Here is a 21,729-nt window from a genome sequence, read left to right as displayed (position 1 = left end):
GCACGGCCCTGTTCCATCGCCGCCTCCAGGCCCATCGGCAGTTACAGGCCCATCGGCAGTTACGGGCCCCTCGGCAGTTACGGGCCCCTCGGCAGTTACGGGCCCCTGGGCAGATATAGGCCGCTCGCCCGTCCCAGGCAAACCGTTCACCGCCGGAACCCCCGCGCGGCCAGGGCAGCCCGGGCCTCGGCCAGCAGCGACCGGGGCGAGAACCGCGCCTGCTGGCGCCGCCAGAAGCCGACCGTTTCCGTCATCTCCTTGAGCGAGCCGTCCACGATATCCCAGTACTCCCGGACCTCATCCTCACTGGGCTGGCCGGCCCCGAAGATGGAGGCGTCAGCCCGGTGCGCCAGCAGGGTTGTGGTGGTCCCTGCGGCGGGGAACGCTTCAGCGACTACCGCCGCCGTTTCCCGCCTGGTGGCACGGTTGTCCACGGCGGCGCCCATATCCGTTGCCAGGCTGAGGACCTCGTTCCAGCCACCGCCGACGCGCTGGGCAGGACCGCCGTCGGTGAAGCGGACCTTCCGGCGCCGGGACTTGAGCAGCGCAATGAGCAGCAGCGGCAGGGCAAGGGCGCCGACGGGAATCGCGGCGATGCCGATTGCCGTGAGGATTGGTCCCCACACAAGCCAGGGGTTGTTTTTCTTCTCGTCGGCGTCGAGGGCGTCGGGTGAGGAGTCCGGCGGCAGGTCGGCCGGTTCCTGCGGCGGTGGCGGCGGCTGCAGGACCTGGGGCTTCGGCTTGGACTTGTTTTCCGGGTCCGGCGGGATGGGAATGTTGTCCTTGGGCGGTGTGGGGTCGAAGGCCACCCAGCCAACCCGGTCGAACGCCACCTCCACCCAGGCGTGGACGTCCTTGCCCAGGATCTTGATTTCGCCGGCACCGTTCTCCGGGCTCTTCGGATCGGGGTAAAAGCCCATGACCACGCGCGAGGGGATCCCCAGGTGCCGCAGCATGAGGGACATCGCCACCGCGTACTGCTCATCGTCGCCCAGCATCTGTTTGGCGGTCAGCAGGTCGCGGATGCGCGCCGCGCCGTGCCCGGAGACGCTGGGAAGCTGCCCGTCGGCGATGAGCCCGTTGCTGAAGGCCCCCTCCTTCTGGAAGTGGGCCTCGATCTGCCGGACCTGATCCACGGCCGTCGGGGCGTCGGCGGCCAGGTCATTGGCCTGGGCGCCCACCACCGGCGGGACGTCGGTGGTGTCCGGCAGGCTGACCTTGGCGAAGTCGTACTGCGTCAGCTGGCCGTGCTCCAGCTTCACCGGGTCCGAAACCTGGACGGTGTAGGAATCGCCCCGGGACAGGCCCTGGGTGGTCACCGCGGTATCGGTGCCGGAGTTGAAGTACAGCCCCGACGCGGCGGCGGAGGAACCGGGGCCAAAGCTGAGTCCGGTGGTTTTCCGTCCGCCCGGGACGAAGTAGCCCTGGTAGTCGTCAATGCTGATGTCCAGGCTGTAGTCGTTCGTCGGCACCGGGTCCGTGGAGTCGGCCAGTGTGTTGATCGATTTCGCGTCACCAACCTTGCTGAAGCTGCCCGAGCCGTTGGGATCCATGGTGTAGTTGGTGCCGTTGAAGGAATCGAGTGCTCCGAGCCGCACCCGCGCGTCCTTGGGCAGCCCCTTGACGGTGAACAGGGCGTCGTCCTTCCTGTCCTTGACGTAGTTGCGGAAGCTCGCCAGCGGCGTGACGTAGGCCTTGGGATCAAAGGGCGGTACGACGACGTTGCGGAGGACGCGCCGCTCGTCGCCGCCGTCGATAAGCGGCGAAACCGCCGCGGTGATGGCCACCGTCGCCGCCAGCACGGCGGCTCCGGCCGCCAGGCGGCGCACGCGCGCCTTTCCGGCAGTTCCGGGGTCGTGCTGAGGACAGTTCACCGAGACCTTGTGGGTGTCGCGCCGGCGCAGTGCGTCCCGCCGGAAGGTGGCCCAGGCGATGCCCACCACCGTCAGCGCGATGCCCCTTTCCACCGTCAGGAACCCGGCGTTGGTGCTGAAGGCGATGCCAGTGACGAACAGGACCAGGACCGGCAGCAGCGGCCAGTAAGGGCTCCGCATCCGCCAGGTGAGGACGCCGGCGGCGGCTGCCGTGATGAGTGAGCTCAGGAAGGGGACAATCAGGACGCCGCCTGCGGTGCCCACGGGCACTCCCACGGTCAGCATGTCCTTCCAGGAGAAGACGACGCCGAGCAGCAGCGTCCGTAGCGATTCCATGCTGGGGATGAACCCCGCGACTGCGGCGTCGGGCACCGCGAGGGCCGTCCCCAGCACCAGGTAGGTGCCGAAGGCAAAGGCCGTGGTGATCAGCAGCCCCAGCCGGAAATGGGCATTGCAGGCAGCGGTGGCCAGGCCCAGGATAATCCCGCCAAAACCGGCAACCAGGTAATACGGGTCGCCGCCGAAGCTGAGGCTGAACCCGAGGACACCCAGCCCGAGCAGAACGGTGAGGGCACCGCCGTCGAGCAGAAGATGCCACAGCGGCCGGCCATCGGCAAAAGCGGACCCAGCCGCCCGCGCGACCGGACGGCGGGGGCGGTCTGGACGGCCTGAACGGTCTGAACGGTTTGGCTGAACCGAGCGACGGGGGCGGAGACCGGTGGCCTCACTCATGCTGCAGCCTTTCGCAGGACGGAGGGAAGCTCGGAGAGGTCACCGACCGTGAGGACGGTCAGTTCGCCGATGTTGGCGCGGGCCGGGGCAGCGCCGGCGTCAGCGAGCACAGCAAGGCTCCGGACGCCGGGCGGCACCGAGGCTGCGGCCGAGCGGAGCTGGGTGGGCGTCACCTGGCTGCCCACCACGAAGAAGACCACGGAGGCGTTGGGCACAGTATCGGCAAGCGTGCGGGCGAGGTCCACGGCGGACTTTCGCAGCGGCGTGCCGACGATCCGGGTCATATCGTCCAGCATGTTGCGGCCTGTCCCGCAGCGCAGCGGACCAGCCTGGGTCAGGACGTCCAGCTCCCGCTGTTCGCGGATGGCCTGCCGGCCGATTGACGCGGCTGCCGATATGGCCAGCTCGAATTCCTCTTCCGACGCGTATTCGTCCGTGTTGATGGACAGCGAAATGGCCAGGTGGGCGCGGCGGGTTTCCTCGAACTGGCGGACCATCAGCTTGTTGGTCCGGGCAGTGGTTTTCCAGTGGATGTGCCGCCGGTCGTCCCCCGGGACGTAGTCGCGCAGCGCGTGGAAGGAAACGTCCGCGCTGGAGAGCTCCGTGGTGGGCATGCCCTCCAGGTCGCGGATGAACCCCCCGGCCGAACCAGCCAGCGCCACGGTCCGGGGATGCACAAAGAGGTCCTCCGGTTCCGTCCAGAGCACCTGCCGGCGGAGCAGGTGCAGCGGATCGGCCCGGACGGAGCGCACCGGACCCACCACGATGACGGCCCTGCGCGCCGTCGGGATGGTGAAGAGGTCCTCGTGCACCTGCTGCGGCTTCATGCGCGGCAGGTGGAACACTGCGGTGGCTGCACCGACGGGCAGTTCGAGGTCAGCCGGCAGGAGCGGCCGGGCAGAGGTGTTGGAAACGGCGATGCTTCCGACAGCGCTGTCCCCCACCGCCACCCGGGTGCGGGCGAGGTCGAGCAGGACCCCGTACGAGGAACGGCCCAGGATAAAGCCGACGGCGATGACGAAGAGCACCAGCGCCGCAATGGCTGCCGCTTTGGCTTCCTGCCAGCCGTAGGCGTTCCCGGCCACCCACAGGAGAATCGCAGCGGCCAGCACGGACCAGCCCAGGACGCTCACCACTGACAGCACGGGCCGTACGCGGCGCCCCCAGACGCCGTCGGCTATCCGCCTGGCCGGAGCAAGCGCGAGGCGTGCAGTGCTGCTGACATCCGACCACACCTTGGACGGGCGGCCTTGGAGCTGCATCTTGGGCAGCCGCATGCCGGACAGCCGGGCCTTTGGTAGCCGCACCCTAAACCGCCGCATTTGAGACAGCCGCATTTTCGACAGCGGCATTTTAGACAGCGGCGCGCTGCTGCGGCGCTGCGACATCGGCCAGCACACGTCCCAGAACGGCCTCGGCTGTGGCCCCGGAGAATTCGGCTTCGGGATCCATCACGAAACGGTGGGTCCAGACGACAGCGGCGAGGTCCTTGATGTCGTCCGGCAGCACAAAGTTGCGGCCCTGGCTGGCGGCCCACACCTTGGCTGCCCGGACCATGGCGAGGGCCCCGCGGACCGAGACACCCAGACGGGTCTCAGGAGCGTTGCGGGTTTCCTCGCAGAGCCGGGAGATATATTCCAGCACCGCGGTATCGACGTGTGTGGTGGCGGCGAGGTCCGCCATGTCGGCCACGGCCTGCGTGGTGATCACGGGCCGCAGGTCCCGTGACCGGTCCTTGAGGTTGGTGCCGCCCAGGAGCTGGACGGTGGAGGCGTGGTCCGGGTACCCGATGGAGGTCTTGAGCAGGAAGCGGTCCAGCTGGGCCTCGGGCAGCCGGTAGGTGCCGGCCTGCTCGATCGGGTTCTGGGTGGCCAGCACCATGAACGGCCGGCCGGCGTCATAGGTGGTGCCGTCCACGGTGACCCGGGACTCTTCCATGACTTCCAGCAGCGCCGACTGTGTCTTGGGCGAGGCGCGGTTGATTTCGTCCGCGAGCACGATGTTGCTGAAGATCGGTCCCTTGTGGAACTCGAACCGCTGGGTTTTCTGGTCATAGATGGTCACGCCGGTGACATCGGAGGGCAGCAGGTCAGGGGTGAACTGGATGCGGCTGTTGGAGCCCTGGACGGTGGCGGCGAGGGCCCGGGCCAACGAGGTCTTGCCGGTGCCGGGCGCGTCTTCGAAGAGGACGTGGCCCTCGGCGAGCATCGCGGTGAAGGTCAGGCTGATGACGTGGGACTTGCCCAGGACGGCCTGGCCCACGTTGGCGACGAGCTTTTCGAACGTCCCCGCGAACCAGGCGGCCTGCTCGCTAGTCATTGTCATGGTTGGTTCCTCTTCTGTGTCATTCCAGGGATATTCGTTCTCAGCAGGCGGTGCCGCTCAAGGCGGTGGCGCTCAAAAAGGTGGCTCGGCACGGTCAGCACTGCCCCACGCCGGGGCCCCGGATGTCCACGGTGATGCCCTTGACGTACCAGCCGTCGTGCGGCCCGCCGTTCATCTTGTACCAGCGGCTGCCGTTGTTGTAGATGTCGGCCCAGCAGGGTGTAGTGATCCAGCCGTCGGAATAAGACACCCAGTTGGCGTCGCTGCCGCCGCAGCTGCGCGTCGCGGCGTTGTACCGGTCGGGGACGCCGGGCTTGCCGGGGCAGCTGTTGTTGTCGGACCGCTTGACCCTGACCTCCGTCAGCGGAGGGGCAGGGTCTGCGCCTGACGTGGCGGCTGCGGAGTCGGACCGGCCGCAATCCTTGATTCCGTCGGTGCCGTTGCAGGCCCGGACCGCCAGCGTGTGTCGCTGGCCCCAGCCGCCGCCCGCGTGGTTGTACTGCCGGCTCAGGCCCACGGACTTGAACCCGGTGCCGTCAAAGTCCACTTCGTAGCGGTTGATGGCCTTGCCGTTGTCGTTCGGCGCGCTCCAGGTCCAGTGCACCTGGCTGTCTCCCGCGCCGGACGTGCCGCCGGTGACCACCGGTGCGGCGGGCGGACCGTACGGAACGGCCGAGCCGATGGCCTTGCCATCACCGGAAACGTTGTTCTTGGTGGAGGAGGCGATGATGTTCACCGTAACGTTCCTGCCGTTGGGCTGCCCGTAAATGGTGCCGCCGCCCGCGCTGATCGGCCCCGATCCGTAGGCCGTGGACCAGCGGTAAGCGATCTCCGACGCCTGTGAACCGTTCCGCTGCGCGTCCGTCAATGGTGTGAACGTGATCCTGAGCTGGCCGGAGTTGCCGGGCGCCGTCACAGTTCCGCCGTTCACCGTCCCCGGCTTGCCGGCGGCCCGGACCGGCGCGGACTGCGCGCTGGTTCCGGACGTGCCAGCCTTGTTCGTGGCGGAAACCGTGAACGTATAATCCGCCTCCGAATTGTCCACGGTGACGTTCAGGGACGTTCCGGAGGCCACCTTTTGGCTCTTGACCGCCGCGCCTCCGTGCATGGTGGTCAGCGTGTAGGCAGAGACGGCATCGCCGTTGTTGTCCGGCGCGGTCCAGCTCACGTTCAGCTGGGTCTGGCTGCCCACCGAGCCGGCCCCGGCGGCGCTGGGGGCCGCCGGGGTAACGGGCACGCCGGCCGGCACCTCGGCCGCGGAGTAGGTGCTCCACTCCGAAGGGTCCTTCGCATCGTTGCGGGCGAGGACACGCACCTTGTAGGCCACGCCGTTGGTGAGTCCCTTCCAGACGTAGCTGGTGGACGTCAGGTTCTGGATCTGCGGGTTCTGGCCGCTGGGCGCCGGCGAGATTTCGAGATCGTAGGACTTGACCGGCGAGCCCTTGCTGGCAGGCGCCTTCCAGGCAATGGAGAGCTGCTTGTCACCGAACTTTAGCGACGGAGCCAGCGGCATCTCGGGTTTGACGTCCGGCCGGACCTCCGCCGAGGCAGGTGAGCGCTCGGATTCGCCGAAGTCGTTGGTGGCCGTCACCTGGAAGTGGTACTTGGTGTTGTTCACGAGGTTATTCAGCGTGCAGGAGTTGGCCGGGCAGTCCTGCCGGTAGCCGGCTTCGCCGTAGACCGTGTACTTGGCGATGGGCGAACCCCGGTCCGCGGGCGCAGTCCAGTTCAGCAGCGCGGTCCGGTCACCCACGCTCTGCGCCTGTGGCGTGGTGGGTGCGAGGGGCTTGTCCTTGACGGTGAGCCGGATGCGGGCGGTGGCGTACCGGGATGCGTCCTCGGTCTTGTCCCCCACGGTGTAGGACACAATCAGGGTCCCGGAGAACCCGGCCAACGGCGTGACGGTCACCGAGTCGCCACTGATGGCGGCGGCGCCCTGGCCGGTTTCCGTGGCCACGCCGATGATCTTCAGCGGTGTGTCGGGGAACGGGTTGGAGTCATTCGCCAGCACCTTGACGGTCACGGGTTTGCCGGCCGCGGCGTTTTCCTCGACGTCGTCGCTGGCCACGGGTTTGGCCCGGTTGGTCGCCGTGACGGCCAGCCGGAACGTGGCGGTGGATTCAAGGCCCCGCGGGTCCTTCGCCTTCACCTGCACAGAGCCGCCCTGGCCGGGCCGCACGCCGTCCCGTGCGGAGACATTTAGGGAAGTTCCGTCGATGCCCACGCTGAAGCCCGCCGGAACGGCGCCGACGATCTCGTACAACATGTTCGCGGCGTCATCACCGTCAGGGTCTGTGGTCAGCTTTCCGAGGTCCGTCCGGGCCGGGTCTCCCACCGGAACGTCCACGGACCCGCCCAGCAGGACCGGCGGGTTGTTCCTGTTGGGGTCGGGCAGCACTTTGGTGCGGATGCTCAGCGTGGATTTGAGTCCGGCGGCGTCGTCCGGGCCGGAGCCGTCCGTCACCTCGAAGGTGATGGATCCGGGGCCCACATAGTCCTTGTCCGCGGTGTACCGGACGGCGGTGCCGTTCCCGGCTACGGGGTTGCTGCCGTCCGCGCCGATGAGCTTAATCCGGTCGGTCTGGGTCAGCCGGGGCGAACGGCCGTCCCGCACCTTGACCCATTCGGTGAGGTCGGCAGTCACGGACTGGCCGGCCACCACCTCGAGGACTTCGTCCTTGGCCAGGGTGGGAACCTGCTGGCCCAGACCCGGCACCCAGATGATCGCCGTGGACTTCTGGCCGTCGACGTCCTCTACCGTGTACGGCACCAGCTGCGGGTCCCCTGTCAGTTCCACGATCATGTTGCCGTCCGTTCCCGAGCGCGCGGTCCCGGCGGTGCTGCTGACCTTCAGGTTTTCGCCGACGCCGTCAGGGTCCTCGTCATTCTTCAGGACGGGGACGTCGACGGCGGTTTTGCCGAGCGTCTGCGCGGAGGTCACCCTGTCGTCCCGGGCGATGGGTGCCTGCAGCGGAACGTTGCTGTCCACCACCATCCTGATGGCTGCCTGCGCGGAGGCTCCCCGGTCGTCGGCCACGGTGTAGCGGACGTTGACGGTGCCTTCGGTAGCCGGCGCCTGCAGCAGGATGCGGCCGCTTTGCTTGCTGACCGTGGCCTTCAGACCGGCGTCGGCTTCGATGCCGTCGCTGACGATCCTGATCAGGTCGCCGTCGGGATCGGTGTCGTTGCCGGCAGCGTCGACAGCGATCTGCCGCCCGGGCCGGACCTTGACCTGGTCGTCCACCGGCGTGGGCTTTTGGTTGGTGTCGCTGCGCGGCGCGATGCCCACGGTAACGGTGCCGGTGTTCACGGCGCCCTGCCGGTCCACCACCTTGTACCGGAACGTATCGGTCCCTGCACCGTTGCCGGCGGCGACGAAGTCGATGAAGTTGCTGCCCGCCGTCGCAGTGCCCATGCCGGGCGTACTGTCGATGCCCGTGAGTTGGACGGAATCGCCGTCGGGATCGATGCCGTCCAGCGGCACCGGGATGCGCACCGTGCCGGCAGCCACCACCCTGGCGGTCAGGTTTTTAGGCTGCGGCCGGGAGTTCTCGGCGCCCTCCAGCGGCAGGATGTGGATGGTGACGGCGGCGGCGCTCTTCTGGCCCTGCGGATCCACGGCGTTGTAGATGGCCCGGACCGTCTTCGGCTGGCTGCCAGCGATGAACCGGAGCGTGTTTTCCGAGACGAAGCTCGTGCCGTCCTCCGCCGGAACGGCCTGCGGCAGGACCGGGTCAACTGTCAGCTTCTCGCCCTGTGGGTGGGTGTCGTTGTCCAGGACGGGGATGGTCACGACGTCGTTCACACGGACGTTGACCTCGTCGGGCTTGGGCTGGGGTGCCTCCACCACAGCGGGGGCGGGAACGGGAACCACCGACACACTTCCGGTGGCGGAAGCCGTGCCGTTGGACATCGTGTAGCGGAACAGGAAGGGGTCCTTGGTGCCGGCGACGTCGGTGATCCGCAGGACGCTGTGGTCGATCACGCTGACCGACGCCGTGGCGTTCTCCGGCACCGCGACGGACTGCAGGACCAGGACGCCGCCGGACGGGTCTGAGTCGTTGGCCAGCGGGTCCAGCAGCACGCTGCCGCCCACCGGCAGGAGCCCGACGTCGTGGACGGCGACGGGATTTCCGGTGTCCTTGCCGGATTCCACATCCACCCGGATGAGGCCTTGGCTGCTTTGCGGACCGTTGCTGGCCAGGTACGTCAGGTACACCGGCCCCGGGGTGCGGCTGCGGAAGGTGAAGGTGCCGCCGTCGGTGACCGGGCCGAGCTCCGCGGCTCCGCTGGCTTCCACCTGGGCCAGGCGCAGCGCGCCGCCGTTGGGGTCGACGTCGTTCTTCAACGGCGCAATGACCAGGTCCTGTCCCACCACCGCCGTGATGTGGTCGGCATTGACCACTGGGGCGAGGGCGCCCGGCGGCTGGACGTTGACCAGCACTTTGCCCGTGGTGGTGGCGCGGCCGTCCCAGACGGTCACGGTGACGCTTTTCTTGCCGGCCGAGGCACCGGAGTCCTGGAAGGTGAGCAGGCCGTCGCGGCGGACCTTGACCTGGTCCTGTTCGTTGTCGGCGGTGGCTGACATCAGGACGAGGTCGTCGCCGTCGGGATCGGCCCAGTCGGTGAGGATGTTCTGGCTGACGGTCTTCCCCTGCTCCACCAGGAGCGTGGTGGGGTCGCCGCGCTTGAAGGCCGGGGGCCGGTTCTCGTCCGGCCCCACGACGCTCAGGCTCACCTTGCCGCCGGCCGACAGGCCGCGGCCGTCCGCTGCGGTGTAGTCGAAGGTCTCGGTCCCCGGCGCGGCGTCGGCCGGCACGGTGATCTGGAAGGCGGAGCCGCCGTAGATGCTTTCGATGCTGCCGGCCTGCGGGCCCTCCGCCCCGAGCGAGGCGGTCAGGACGTCGCCGTCGGGGTCGGAATCGTTGTCGAGGACGCTCAGGACCGTGGTGCGCCCGGGCCGGACGCCGACGACGTCGGGTTTCGTTTCCGGGGGACGGTTCGGTTTGGTGCGGTCCGGGAGGACGTTGATGGTGTTGTCGTCGGCCGACTCCTCGTCCGGGTCATCGGCCTGGTTCTTGGGCGGGACAACGTCGTCCCAGTTGTTGACCAGCTGCATGTTTTGGTTGACCAGCCACACGTTTCCCGAGTTCACGTCGTTCAGGACCACGAGGTCCCGGTTCACCCGGAAGACGTAGCTGGGTGAGGCGCTGGCTTTGGGCACTGCCACGTTCTTGTTGTCCGTGCCGTTCGCGCAGTCCCGGACGTATTTGTTCGCACCTGACCAGGCCGCGTGGACGCAACCGCCGAGCTGCACGGGCACCGCCGGCACCCCCTGGCCCCCGAAGGCCACGGCCTTCGCGGCGGAGCCGTTGAGCGGCTGTTTGAGGAGTGCCTTCCCCGTAGCCACGGCCACGAAGCCGGCGGCCGGGCCTGAGTGCTGGAGCTTCGCCTCGCGCGCATCGGCCAGCGGCACTTCACGCCCGCCGGGCAGAAACAGTTTTCCGGCGGCTGCATCCAGGACCACAGGTTGGTCCCCCACCACGGCGAGCTGGAGGTCCCCGGCGCCCTTCAGGCCGTCCCACGTGCTGTACTCGGTGCCGGTGGCTGCCCCGGCGGCGTCCACCGTGGTTACCGCCACCTGCCCCGTCTTCGGATCGGCCGAATAAATCCGGTCATCGGAGCCGACGGCGGACACGAGTCCCTGGGAAGCCGCCACTGCGGGCTCGCTGGACTCCTCGTCGAAGGCGTTGACCGTTGACGGGGACATCGCCCACATTTTGCCGGCGGCGGGGTCGGTGACCGAGATGACGTCCGCGCCGAAACTCACCTGCGCCGAGCCGGGAAGCTGCTTGTCTCCGCCGAGCCTCATATTGGCCGCGGACACCTGGTTCAGGGTGGAGCCGGACTCGTCGTCGACGAACACCTTGCCGGCGTTCTGCAGGACATCGAAGGTGGTGCTGGCCGGAGTCACAGCCCCGTCAAGGACCCGCGAAGGGTAGTTCAGGCGGCCGACGGCGTTCCGGGCCTTACTGACCACCCAGACGCCGCCGTCGTTAAGGTCAACCTCGGTTGTCTTGAACCCCGGGTAGATCATGGCACCGGCCACCAGCGCCGCAGCTGCAGCGGAAAAGACGGTGCCGGAGACGATCTTGTTGCGGCGGTTCCTCAGCCCCAGCCTGCCGAACAAAGTTGACACAGCGTTATTATTCCCCCGAAATCACAGCCGCCTGAGCGCGGCTAGCTAGCCCCTGATGTCCATCACGGGCCGGTGACACTCCGCCACTCCCCCGTAGAGACGCCGGAACAATTGTGAGCCTCGACTATTACATGGGCGCTGGCGGCTTGTCCAAGAACAGCCCTGCAGGCCGTCCGTTACCCGGCCAGCCTACCCGCGCATCCCGGCCCGGGCGATGGGGAGGACTGCCCACGCTTAGTCCAGGACCAGGCCCTTGCCCCGTCCCCGTGCAAGTGTGACCGGCTGGATCTCACCGAAACCCCGGACGTTCTCCACGTCCTGCGGAATGAGCACGAAGCGCTCGTCCTGGTCCAGCGCCGCCGCGGTCATCGAATCGACCAGCACGGTCCCCGGATCGGCCAACGTGGTGAGGCGGGCGGCGAGGTTGACGGTGGGCCCGTAGATGTCGCCCAAGCGGGAGAGGATGCGTCCCCAGACCATCGCAACCCGGGCCTCCGGCAGGATCTCATCGCGCGTGAAGGCCTCGGCGAGGGCAAGCGAAATTTCCGCGCCCGCCGCCGGCGTCTCGGCGATGTAGAGGACTTCGTCGCCCACGGTTTTCACCAGCCGGCCACCGCCCACCGAGATGATCTCCGCGCACTTGTTCTCGAACCGCTGCACCAGCTTGGCGAGCGTCTTCTCGTTCATCCGCCGGGAAAGGCTCGTGTAGGACACCAGGTCGGCGAAACCCACGGCGCGCGCCAGGGGAAGCGGCGCGTCGTCCTCGTCACCTTCGCGGCCTTCCTCGCTGGCCTGCAGCCCGGCTTCCGCCCGGACAGCCAGCCGCTGAACTCCGGCGTTGAGCTGACGCCGCCAGGAGTAGACCAGCATTTCCTCGAGGGGGTCCACCAGCGTGGGCAGTTCGTGGACTAGGCGCTTGCGGGCCTGGGCGTCGGTGAGCCCCTGTTCGTGGACCATGTCCTCGACCAGGGCCTCGATCTGCCACACCACCATGCGGTCCGTCATCTGCCCGATGGCGCGGGTCACCGAGATGGCGGCTTCCTCGGTGAGCATTCCGGCCCGGACCATGCCCACAGCCGTGGACAGGGCGGCCTGGTCGCGCTCCGTGAAGGCGACGTCATCGTCACCGAAGTTGGGGAAGCCCAGTGCACGCCACAGCTTGCGCGCCGAGAGCAGCGACAGGCCAACGCCGCCCGCCACCTCGCGCCGGCGCAGCTTGCGATCACCGCCCAGAAGCCGTGATTCGAGGGCCTTTGCCGCGATTCGTTCCGCGGACAGGGTACCGGCGGCCGGATTTTCGACGACGGCGTCCGTCACCTCCCGGTGACCGGCGCCCTGCGCTCCAGCCTCGTTGGTGCCGGCCTCATGCGTATCGGCCTCGTGGCCGCGCTGATCCTCATCGTTCATCTCTTCCACCTTCTCTCACATCCCGCGGAAACCCGGCGCCGGGCTCATCCGGTGCCTGACCCAATCCAAATGGTTCATCGTCCGGAAGCTCATCGAGGGCCTCCAGCAAGAACCTGTGGAAGGTGGCAACTTCCGGCACATCCTTCAGCACGGTGCCGAAATGGTGCCCGGCATCCAAGGATATATTCCCCGAACGCAACATCCGTTGGAGCATCGACTGGCTGATTGTGACATTACGCACTGACTCCAGGAAAACCTGCCGGTCCCGGCGGCGGAGCATGCCGTAGCGCGCCAGAACCCGCTGACTGGTCAGGAAGTACCGGGTGGCCTGCCACCGCAGCAGCCGCGGCAGGCAGTACCCCAACAGGATCCACAGGCCGGCCAGCACGCAGCCGGCCACCGACCAGGACGTCCATTCCCCGCTGATGGCCGGGGCCAGGGCGGTCAGGCCGCCACGGGTAATCCACGCGCTCGCGAACGCCGCAAGGGCAGGCACCACAATGAAAACCACCGCCGGGAGGAACAGCACCCTGGGCTGCGGGCGGGTCACCACAATGACCTGCTCGCCCGGGAGGAGTTCTTTACGCATAACCGCTTTCGCCGGACCCCTGTTTGTCGGAACCACCGTGATTTTCAGGGCTGTGCTTGTCAGAACCGTGCTTGTCAGAACCGTGCTTGGCGGCGCTGCCTGGCGACCACGGCCGCAGGTGAACAACGTCCCCCGCAGTCACGACGTGCTCGTGGGCAGAGGCGTCCACCACCAGCAGGGAGCCCGAGTCATCCAGCCGCGAGGCGTGGCCGATGATCTCGTGGTCGCCGGGAAGCTGGGCGCGGACCTGCTGGCCGAGGGTGACCATCGCCGTTTCGACGCGCTTGTGCAGCGACGGCCCGCCGGCCAGGCCGGCCGTGGCGTCGCCGTCGGCATTGCAGAAGCTGCGGTACAGCGTGCAAAAACGGGACAGGTAGCTTTTCAACAGCACGGTGCGGTCCACTGTTCCGGCGCCCTGCAACTGGACGGACGTGGCAGTGGGCACCGGCAGCTCGTCCTCGGTGAGCGTGACGTTCAGCCCGGTGCCCAGGACGACGGGCGGCACCGCGCCGTCGCCCAGGGGGCCGAGCTGGGCGAGGATGCCGGCGATTTTCCCGCCCCGCACGAGGACGTCGTTCGGCCACTTCAGCTCAGCGGGAATTCCCGCCGTCTCATTCAACGTGTCGCGCAGGGCGACGGCGGCCAGGAGGGACAGCCATGAATAGGTCTGCGTGGGCAGGGGGCGGCCGTCAGCATTGACGGGCCGCAGCACCAGCGAGACCAGGACGGAGCTGCGGGCGGGCGCCTCCCAGGCACGGTCCAGCCGGCCCCGGGCGGCCGTCTGGTGCTCCGCCGTCAGGACTGCCAGGTCGGGCCAGGCCTTGGAGTCCGCGGTCACGGCCCGCAGCAGGTCGGCATTGGTGGAGCCGGTGGCGTCCACGACCGTCAGCTGCGGGATGCCGGTGGCGGCGAGGAAGTTGGCGTCGGACAGGGCTTCCCGGTCCAGGGCCGGCCGCTCGGGCAGGCCCTTCGCTCCGGTCAGGTTCCCCTGCGGTCCACGGCTATCGTCAGGGCGTGCGGCATCCATAGTTGAATCCTAGCGACTCGCCCGGCCGCACGGCCGGGAAAGCCTCCCGCAGCAGTCCGCTCACAGGAAGCTGTCAGCTCAGGGAAAGATGCCGGCTCACAGAAGCCGGCAAACAGAAAGCCGTCAGCTCACAGGAAGATGTCCGGGACGAGGTCCGCTTCGGCGGCCCCCAGGCTGTACGGCCGGAAATCCGTCACGCCGGCGGCGGCCAGGACCTGTTCGTCAGTGTAGAAGTTGCCCGTGTTGCTGGTGCTGGCGTTCAAGCTGTCAGCAGGGATTGCCTGCCCGGTAAGCACGGCGTGGGCCGCGTCGGCCATGATCCCGGGTCCGCGGGCAGCCCGGACCAAGGACTCGCCGCCGGCCATGTTCCGGATGGCGGCCGTGTCAATGAGCGTCCGGGGCCAGAGCGAGTTGACGCAGATGCCGTCGTTCCGGAGCTCCTCCGCCAGGCCCAGCGTTGTCAGGCTCATGCCGTACTTGGACATGGTGTACGCCAGGTGCCTGCCGGCCCACTTCGGGTCGAGGTTCAGGGGCGGCGAGAGCGTGAGGATGTGGCCGCCGGAGGATTTGCGCAGAGCGGGCAGGGCCAGCTTGGACAGCAGGAACGTTCCGCGGACGTTGATGTCCTGCATGAGGTCGTAGTGCTTCATGTCCACGGCGTCGGTCGGCGAAAGGTCGATGGCGGAAGCGTTGTTGATGACCACGTCGATTCCCCCGAAACGGCCGACGGCGGCGTCCACGGCACGCGCGACGTCGTCGTCGTTCCTTACATCCCCCACCAGGGGCAGGGCACTGCCCCCGGCAGCCTCCAGCTCTTCGGCGGCGCTATAGACAGTACCCTCGAGCTTCGCGTGCGGCTCTCCGGTCTTGGCCAGCAGCACCACGTTGGCGCCGTCGCGCGCTGCCCGCTTGGCGATGGCCAGGCCGATGCCGCGGCTGCCCCCGGACATCAGGATGGTCCGGCCCCGGAGACTGCCGGTGGCCCGGTAGGGCGTGGCGGGAACAGGGTAAGCGTCGCTGCTCGAAGTCATAGGGACACTCTAGCCGCAATTTGTTACCAGCGAGTAACATCGGTGCTTCCGTCGCCGCAACGGACGAAAATTGTAGGAAACCTACAGCGGTCCCGGGAATTTGCGTCACTAGACTAGCCATCAGGGCCCTGGAGTTGTACGGAAGCTACTTAAACCGGCAGCCAGAGGCCCCGCGTCACGCTGCCACAGCGGAACTGCTACAGCACAACAGCTACAGAGTCGGAGACACTTCATGAGCCACGATCTGACCACGACGGCGGGAAAGATTGCCGATTTCCGCGACCGCCAGGCCCGTGCAGAGCAGCCGTCCGGCCCTGAAGCCATCGAGAAGCAGCACGCGCGCGGCAAGAACACCGCCCGCGAGCGGATCGACCTGCTGGTGGACCCGGACTCCTTCGTGGAGTTCGACGCCCTGGCGGTCCACCGCTCCACGGCCTTCGGCATGGAAAAGAAGAAGCCGCTAGGTGACGGCGTGGTGTCCGGCTACGGGACTGTGGACGGCCGGCTCGTGGCACTGTACAGCCAGGACTTCAGCGTGTACGGCGGTTCGCTGAGCCAGGTCAACGGCGAAAAGATCGTGAAGGTCCAGGAGTTTGCGCTGCGCAACGGCTGCCCGGTGGTGGGCATAAACGACGGCGGCGGAGCCCGGATCCAGGAGGGTGTCGCCTCGCTGGCCATGTTCGCGGACATCTTCCGCAACAACGTCCACGCCTCCGGAGTGGTCCCCCAGATCTCCCTCATCATGGGCCCGTGCGCCGGCGGCGCAGCCTACTCCCCCGCCCTGACCGACTACGTGGTCATGGTGGACAAGACCTCGCACATGTTCATCACCGGCCCGGACGTCATCAAGACCGTCACGGGCGAGGACGTGGACATGGAGACCCTCGGCGGCGCCCGGCAGCACAACGCCAACACCGGCACCTCCACCTACCTGGCCTCCGACGAAGCCGACGCCATCGAGTTCGTCCGGGAACTGCTTGACTTCCTGCCCTCCAACAACCTCTCCGAGGCGCCCGCGCAGGAGCACCAGCAGGAGCTGGAGCTCGACGACGACGACCTCACCCTGGACACGCTGGTCCCGGACTCCGCGAACCAGCCGTACGACATGCGCAAGGTCATCGAGCAGATCGTCGATGACGCCCACTTCCTGGAGATGCAGTCGCTGTACGCCCCGAACGTGATCATCGGCTACGGCCGTGTCGAGGGCCACACGGTGGGAATCGTGGCCAACCAGCCGCTGCAGTTCGCCGGCACACTGGACATCTCGGCCTCGGAAAAGGCGGCCCGGTTTGTCCGCCACTGCGACGCCTTCAACATTCCCATCATCACCCTCGTGGACGTCCCCGGCTTCCTGCCGGGCAAGGACCAGGAGTTCCAGGGCATCATCCGCCGCGGCGCCAAGCTCCTCTACGCCTATGCCGAAGCCACCGTGCCCAAGCTGACCGTGATCACCCGGAAGGCCTACGGCGGCGCCTACATCGTGATGGGCTCCAAGAAGCTCGGGGCCGATCTGAACCTTGCGTGGCCCACCGCCCAGATCGGCGTGATGGGTGCCCAGGGCGCCGTCAACATCCTTTACCGGCGCGACCTCGCCGCCGAGGCCGAGGCCGGCGGCGACGTCGAGGCCAAACGCGCCGAGGTGATCCGGCAGTACGAGGAAGAGCTGCTCAACCCGTACCAGGCCGCCGAGCTGGGCTACGTTGATGCCGTGATCGCCCCCTCGGACACGAGGCTCCAGATCATCAAGGGGCTCCGGGCGCTGCGCGACAAGCGTGCAGGCCTGCCCACGAAGAAGCACGGGAACATCCCGCTGTGAGCGCCCCGGATCCGGCGGTTGAGCCGGCCGAACCCGCCCAGCCGGCCAAAAGCCTGTTCTCCGTCACCAAGGGCGAACCGACAGCCGAGGAGCTGGCGGCGCTTACCGCCGTCGTACTTTCCCTGGAGCCGGCGGCAGCAGCCGGCCCAGCGAAGCCCAGCACGCGGCACTGGGTGCGGCGGCAGCAGCTGCGGCTGGAGCCGACGCCGGGCCCCGGTGCCTGGAAACGAAGCCGGGGCTAAGAAAAATTCAGTAAGTCTTTCATAACTGGAACCGCCCCGTTAGTCTCGTGGGGTGACTACTGAATCTGCCGCCCCAGTGCGCCCCCGGACCGCCATCGACGCCGTCGCCGACGCCCACACCGACACGCTCGTCGCCCTGGATCCGAGCCTGGCAACCACGCTCGGCATCCAGGGGCACGACACCGAGTTTCAGGACTTTTCCCCTGCGGGACTTAGCAGGTTCGCCGCAGCGGAGCGAAAGACCCTGGAGGCCCTCGAGGGTCTGGAACCCGTTGACGACGTCGACGCCGTCACGCTCGATGCGCTGCGCGAACGCCTCGGCCTCCAGTTGGAGATCCACGAGTCGGGCTGGAATCTCGCCGAGCTGAACAACATCGACTCCCCGGCGCAGAATATCCGGTCGATCTTCGACCTCATGCCTACCGACACCGAGGAGCACTGGGCGAACATTGCGGGCCGTACGCACAGCGTGCCCGCCGCCGTCAGCGGCTATATCGAGTCCCTGCGGACGGCCAAGGATACCGGCAAGGTCTCAGCCCGGCGCCAGGTGTCGATCGTGATCGAGCAGACCACCAAGTACGCCGCAGACGACGGGTTCTTCGCCAAGCTGGCGGCAGATGCCAGGACGGAAGACGGCCCGCTGCCGGCGGACCTGCAGGAGAAGCTCGACGCCGGTGCTGCCGCCGCCCGGGCGGCGTACGCCGAACTGGCCGAGTTCCTCAAGGAGGAACTGCTGCCCGTGGCCCCCGAGAAGGACGCCGTGGGCCGGGAGCGCTACGCCCTCGCCTCGCGGGTTTTCATTGGCGCCGCCGTCGACCCCGACGAAACGTACGCCTGGGGCGTTGAGGAGCTCGAGCGGATCATTGCCGCCCAAGAACAGGTAGCCGGGCAAATCAAGGCCGGAGCCTCCATCGCGGAGGCCAAGGAGATCCTCAACAGCGATCCCGCCCGCCAGCTTAAGGGAACTGATGCCCTGACGGCGTGGATGCAGGAGCTGTCCGACCGCGCGGTCTCTGACCTTGCCGACGTCCACTTCGAGATTCCCGACGTCATGAAGACGCTGGAATGCCGGATCGCGCCCACCGACGAGGGCGGCATCTACTACACCGGACCGACGGACGACTTCAGCCGGCCCGGCCGGATGTGGTGGTCCGTGCCCGCGGGCGAGGACACGTTCACCACCTGGGCCGAGACCACCACGGTGTTCCATGAAGGCGTGCCCGGCCACCACCTGCAGGTGGCCACCGCCGTCTACCGGCGCGAACTGCTCAACAGCTGGCGGCGCAACGTCTGCTGGACCTCGGGGCACGGCGAGGGCTGGGCCCTGTACGCGGAGAAGCTCATGGAGGAACTCGGCTACCTCAAGGATCCGGGCGACCACATGGGCATGCTGGACATGCAGCGCATGCGGGCGGCCCGGGTGGTCTTCGACATCGGCGTCCATCTGGAGCTGGACATGCCCGCCCGGTGGGGATCCGGTCCCTGGACGCCGGAGAAGGGCTTCGACTTCCTCAAGGCCAACCTGGACATCAGCGAGGGCAACCTGCAGTTCGAGTTCGCCCGCTACCTCGGCTGGCCCGGCCAGGCCCCGTCATACAAGGTGGGCCAGCGCCTGTGGGAGCAGATCCGAGCCGAGCTCGAAGCCCGGCCCGGCTTCGACCTCAAGTCCTTCCACACCAAGGCGCTGAACATCGGCTCCGTAGGCCTCGACACCCTCAAACGCGCCATGCTCGGGTAGCCTGCCTCGCCCGCTGGCGGTGCCGAGTTATTGTCCAGATATCGCGACTTCGGAGGCCTTTAGGTCGCGATATCTGGACAAAAACTCCCCTGCGGAGGCGAGATGTTTGCCACACGCGGCCCGGGAATAACTTAATAAAAGCTTGGTGCGACGGCGGTTTTCCAGACTTAAAAGCCCCCTGACTACGGGTGGGCCGCGTAATATTTCTCAATACGCGCTGGAAGCCGTATTTTATGCGGCCTAGCTTGTTCTGGTGAGCAATCAAACCACTTCATCCACGGCCGGGCGTCCCGGCTTCCAGCTGCCCCGTTGGGCAGGTTCGTTCGGCTTCCAGATCATCGCGGCCCTGATCGTCGGGTTGGCCCTCGGCCTGCTGGCCAAGTACACCGGCAGCACCAAGGAGACCCCCAACGGGCTGGGCGCCACGCTGCAGACCATCGGCTCCAGCTATGTGTCACTGCTGCAGACCGCCGTGGTGCCGTTGATCTTCACCGCCGTGGTGAGCTCCATTTCCAACCTCCGTGAGGTCTCCAACGCGGCGCGGCTGGCCTGGAACACGCTGTTGTGGTTTGCCATCACCTCGCTCGTAGCCGTGCTGATCGGCATCGGCCTGGGCGTGCTCCTGCAGCCGGGCGCAAACACCGGCATCTCCGGCGACACGGAGTACGACGGCAAGAAGGGCGACTGGTGGGCATTCCTCATCGGCCTGTTCCCCAAGAACTTCCTGGGCCTCGGCGCCAGCTCAACGGTCACCGACTCCGGCGCCGTGACCACTTCCGTCAGCTTCAACGTCCTGCAGATCCTGGTGATCGCCATCGCCGTCGGCGTTGCCGCCCTCAAGGTGGGCAAGCAGGCCGAGCCGTTCCTGGCCCTCAACGCCTCTGCGCTGGCCGTCATTCAGAAGGTGCTGTGGTGGATCATCCGCATCGCACCGCTGGGCACCGTGGGCCTGATCGGCAACGCGGTGGCCGTCTACGGGTGGGACACCATCGGCTCGCTGGGCAAGTTCACGATTGCCATCTACATCGGCCTCGCCCTGGTGCTGTTCGGTGTCTACCCGGTCCTGGTCCGCTCCCACGGCCTGTCGGTCAAGCAGTACTTTTCCGGCGCGTGGCCGGCCATCCAGCTGGCCTTCGTGTCCCGCTCCTCCATCGGTACGCTGCCGCTGACCCAGCGCGTCACCGAGCGCAACCTAGGTGTTCCCCGGGCCTACGCCTCTTTTGCCGTTCCGCTAGGCGCCACCACCAAGATGGACGGCTGCGCCGCAATCTATCCGGCTGTGGCAGCGATCTTCGTGGCCCAGTTCTTCGGGATCCAGCTCGACTTCAGCCAGTACCTGCTCATCGCCCTGGTTTCCGTCCTCGGGTCCGCCGCGACGGCGGGAACCACCGGCGCCGTCGTCATGCTGACGCTGACCCTCTCCACACTGGGACTGCCGCTGGCCGGCGTCGGACTCCTGCTGGCCATCGACCCGATCCTGGATATGGGCCGCACAGCGGTCAACGTGGCCGGCCAGGCACTCGTGCCCACGATTGTGGCCAAGCGCCAGGGGATCCTGGACGAAGCCCTCTACAACGCACCGCGCAGCGGGGAGGCCTTCCGCGAGGAAGAGTCGCCCGCCGCCGTCGAGCGTGAGCTCGCTGAGGCGAACGCCTGACCGTTGCTGAATGCGTGTGCCCCGGGAGATTCCCGGGGCACACGCATTTAAGTCCTCCCGTCCAAATAGGGGCCAGGCGGCAGGCAGCAAGGGTAGGGTACCGGCATGGACATCATTCTGGTTCCCGGCTTCTGGCTCGATGGTTCATCCTGGTCCGGCGTCACTCCCCCGCTTGTGGAGGCCGGCCACCAGATACACGCATTGACCCTCCCGGGGCTCGAGGCGAAGGACGCCAAGCGGTCCGGCATCGGGCTCCGCGACCACATCAACGCGGTGGTGGAAGCCATTGACGGCATCGAAGGCCCACTGGTCCTCGTTGGCCACTCCGGCGGAGGCGCCATCGTCCATGGCGCCGTGGACGAACGCCCGGACCGCGTAGTCCGGGCGGTCTATGTGGACAGCGGTCCGCTCGGGGAAGGCGGCGTTATCAACAATGAACTGCCAGCCGAAGGTGACGAGATCCCCCTGCCTTCGTGGGACGTTTTCGACGACGCCGACCTCACCGATCTCGACGGCGGGCTGCGGGAAGCGTTCCGTGCGCGGGCCATCCCGCAACCGAAGGCAGTGGCCTGCGACAAGCAGCACCTCCGCGATGTGCGCCGCTACGATGTCCCTGCCACGGTGATCGCCTGCGAGTTCCCGTCCTCCCTACTGACGGAGTGGATGGACGCCGGGCACCCCTACGTCGAAGAGCTTGCCCGTATCCGAGACGTTGAACTCGTGGACCTTCCCACCGGGCACTGGCCGCAGTTCACCAAGCCAGCGGAACTCGGGGCGGCGATCCTCGCCGCCGTCGACCGCACAGCCTGACAGCCTGACAGGCGACTGGAACCCCTATCGCATTTCATCACCGCGTTGGACTTCCTCGGCACCCGAAATATGCGTCCAGCAATTTGGCGCCGCCATATCGACGCACAGTACGGTTGGGGTCAGGCAAATACTAGCTAGCCCCGATTTTTCATGACGGTGGGTGATGGTCGTTTGTGCGGGGCGGCGGGTTGATCTGCGGTTGTTTTCTGTTTTCGGGCAGTGTGGTGTGGCCCGGTTGGTTCGCCTGGGGGTTGGCGCCGGTTCCACTTCCGGTGATGTGCT

Annotated in this window: 13 protein-coding genes; 5 read left to right on the top strand and 8 right to left on the bottom strand. The window is 67.4% G+C overall.

Annotated features, from left to right (window positions below; genetic code table 11):
- Positions 1 to 146: 146 nt before the first annotated feature.
- From AC1DFE_RS21740 to AC1DFE_RS21705, 8 genes are all read right to left on the bottom strand, one after another.
- Positions 147 to 2,606 carry a transglutaminase TgpA family protein gene (locus tag AC1DFE_RS21740; RefSeq protein ID WP_476907928.1) on the bottom strand — a complete coding sequence of 820 codons (2,460 nt, stop codon included), beginning with the start codon at positions 2,604 to 2,606 and terminating at the stop codon, positions 147 to 149.
- Positions 2,603 to 3,868, bottom strand: coding sequence for a DUF58 domain-containing protein (locus tag AC1DFE_RS21735; protein WP_476907940.1), 1,266 nt, complete (start codon positions 3,866 to 3,868; stop codon positions 2,603 to 2,605). Before AC1DFE_RS21735 ends, AC1DFE_RS21740 begins: the two co-directional genes overlap by 4 nt.
- Before the next feature lie 91 nt (positions 3,869 to 3,959).
- Positions 3,960 to 4,931 (bottom strand): AAA family ATPase, encoded by a 972-nt coding sequence (locus tag AC1DFE_RS21730; protein WP_476907927.1) that lies wholly within the window; start codon positions 4,929 to 4,931, stop codon positions 3,960 to 3,962.
- 94 nt (positions 4,932 to 5,025) lie between these two features.
- A complete protein-coding gene (locus AC1DFE_RS21725) occupies positions 5,026 to 11,130 on the bottom strand; it encodes an Ig-like domain-containing protein (RefSeq protein ID WP_476907926.1) in 6,105 nt (2,034 codons plus the stop codon).
- Positions 11,131 to 11,364: 234 nt separating this feature from the next.
- Positions 11,365 to 12,537: an adenylate/guanylate cyclase domain-containing protein gene (locus tag AC1DFE_RS21720; protein ID WP_476907925.1), complete on the bottom strand. Its 1,173-nt coding sequence runs from the start codon at positions 12,535 to 12,537 to the stop codon at positions 11,365 to 11,367.
- The gene (locus AC1DFE_RS21715; RefSeq protein ID WP_476907924.1) at positions 12,527 to 13,126 is read right to left on the bottom strand and encodes a PH domain-containing protein; all 600 of its coding nucleotides are present in this window, start codon (positions 13,124 to 13,126) and stop codon (positions 12,527 to 12,529) included. The genes AC1DFE_RS21720 and AC1DFE_RS21715 overlap by 11 nt, the downstream gene beginning before the upstream one ends.
- Complete coding sequence (locus tag AC1DFE_RS21710) at positions 13,119 to 14,153, bottom strand: biotin--[acetyl-CoA-carboxylase] ligase (RefSeq protein ID WP_476907923.1); 1,035 nt, start codon at positions 14,151 to 14,153, stop codon at positions 13,119 to 13,121. The genes AC1DFE_RS21715 and AC1DFE_RS21710 overlap by 8 nt, the downstream gene beginning before the upstream one ends.
- 128 nt (positions 14,154 to 14,281) lie before the next feature.
- On the bottom strand, positions 14,282 to 15,184 hold the full coding sequence (locus AC1DFE_RS21705) for an SDR family oxidoreductase (RefSeq protein ID WP_476907922.1): 903 nt from the start codon (positions 15,182 to 15,184) through the stop codon (positions 14,282 to 14,284).
- A gap of 232 nt (positions 15,185 to 15,416) precedes the next feature.
- On the opposite strand from AC1DFE_RS21705, the gene AC1DFE_RS21700 reads away from it, so the two are divergent.
- The 5 genes from AC1DFE_RS21700 (at position 15,417) to AC1DFE_RS21680 (ending at position 21,447) form a co-directional block, all read left to right on the top strand.
- A complete protein-coding gene (locus AC1DFE_RS21700; protein WP_476907921.1) occupies positions 15,417 to 17,000 on the top strand; it encodes an acyl-CoA carboxylase subunit beta in 1,584 nt (527 codons plus the stop codon).
- Positions 16,997 to 17,242: an acyl-CoA carboxylase subunit epsilon gene (locus AC1DFE_RS21695; RefSeq protein ID WP_476907920.1), complete on the top strand. Its 246-nt coding sequence runs from the start codon at positions 16,997 to 16,999 to the stop codon at positions 17,240 to 17,242. Before AC1DFE_RS21700 ends, AC1DFE_RS21695 begins: the two co-directional genes overlap by 4 nt.
- Before the next feature lie 52 nt (positions 17,243 to 17,294).
- A complete protein-coding gene (locus tag AC1DFE_RS21690) occupies positions 17,295 to 18,980 on the top strand; it encodes a DUF885 domain-containing protein (RefSeq protein WP_476907919.1) in 1,686 nt (561 codons plus the stop codon).
- A 253-nt stretch (positions 18,981 to 19,233) separates the two neighbouring features.
- A complete protein-coding gene (locus tag AC1DFE_RS21685; protein WP_476907918.1) occupies positions 19,234 to 20,637 on the top strand; it encodes a dicarboxylate/amino acid:cation symporter in 1,404 nt (467 codons plus the stop codon).
- Positions 20,638 to 20,742: 105 nt separating this feature from the next.
- Positions 20,743 to 21,447 carry an alpha/beta fold hydrolase gene (locus AC1DFE_RS21680; protein ID WP_476907917.1) on the top strand — a complete coding sequence of 235 codons (705 nt, stop codon included), beginning with the start codon at positions 20,743 to 20,745 and terminating at the stop codon, positions 21,445 to 21,447.
- Positions 21,448 to 21,729 lie beyond the last annotated feature (282 nt).

The organism is Arthrobacter sp. 05T423 (assembly GCF_056396245.1).
Note: the sequence above shows the minus strand (reverse complement) of the source record. Positions and strands in the feature narration are given on the sequence as shown.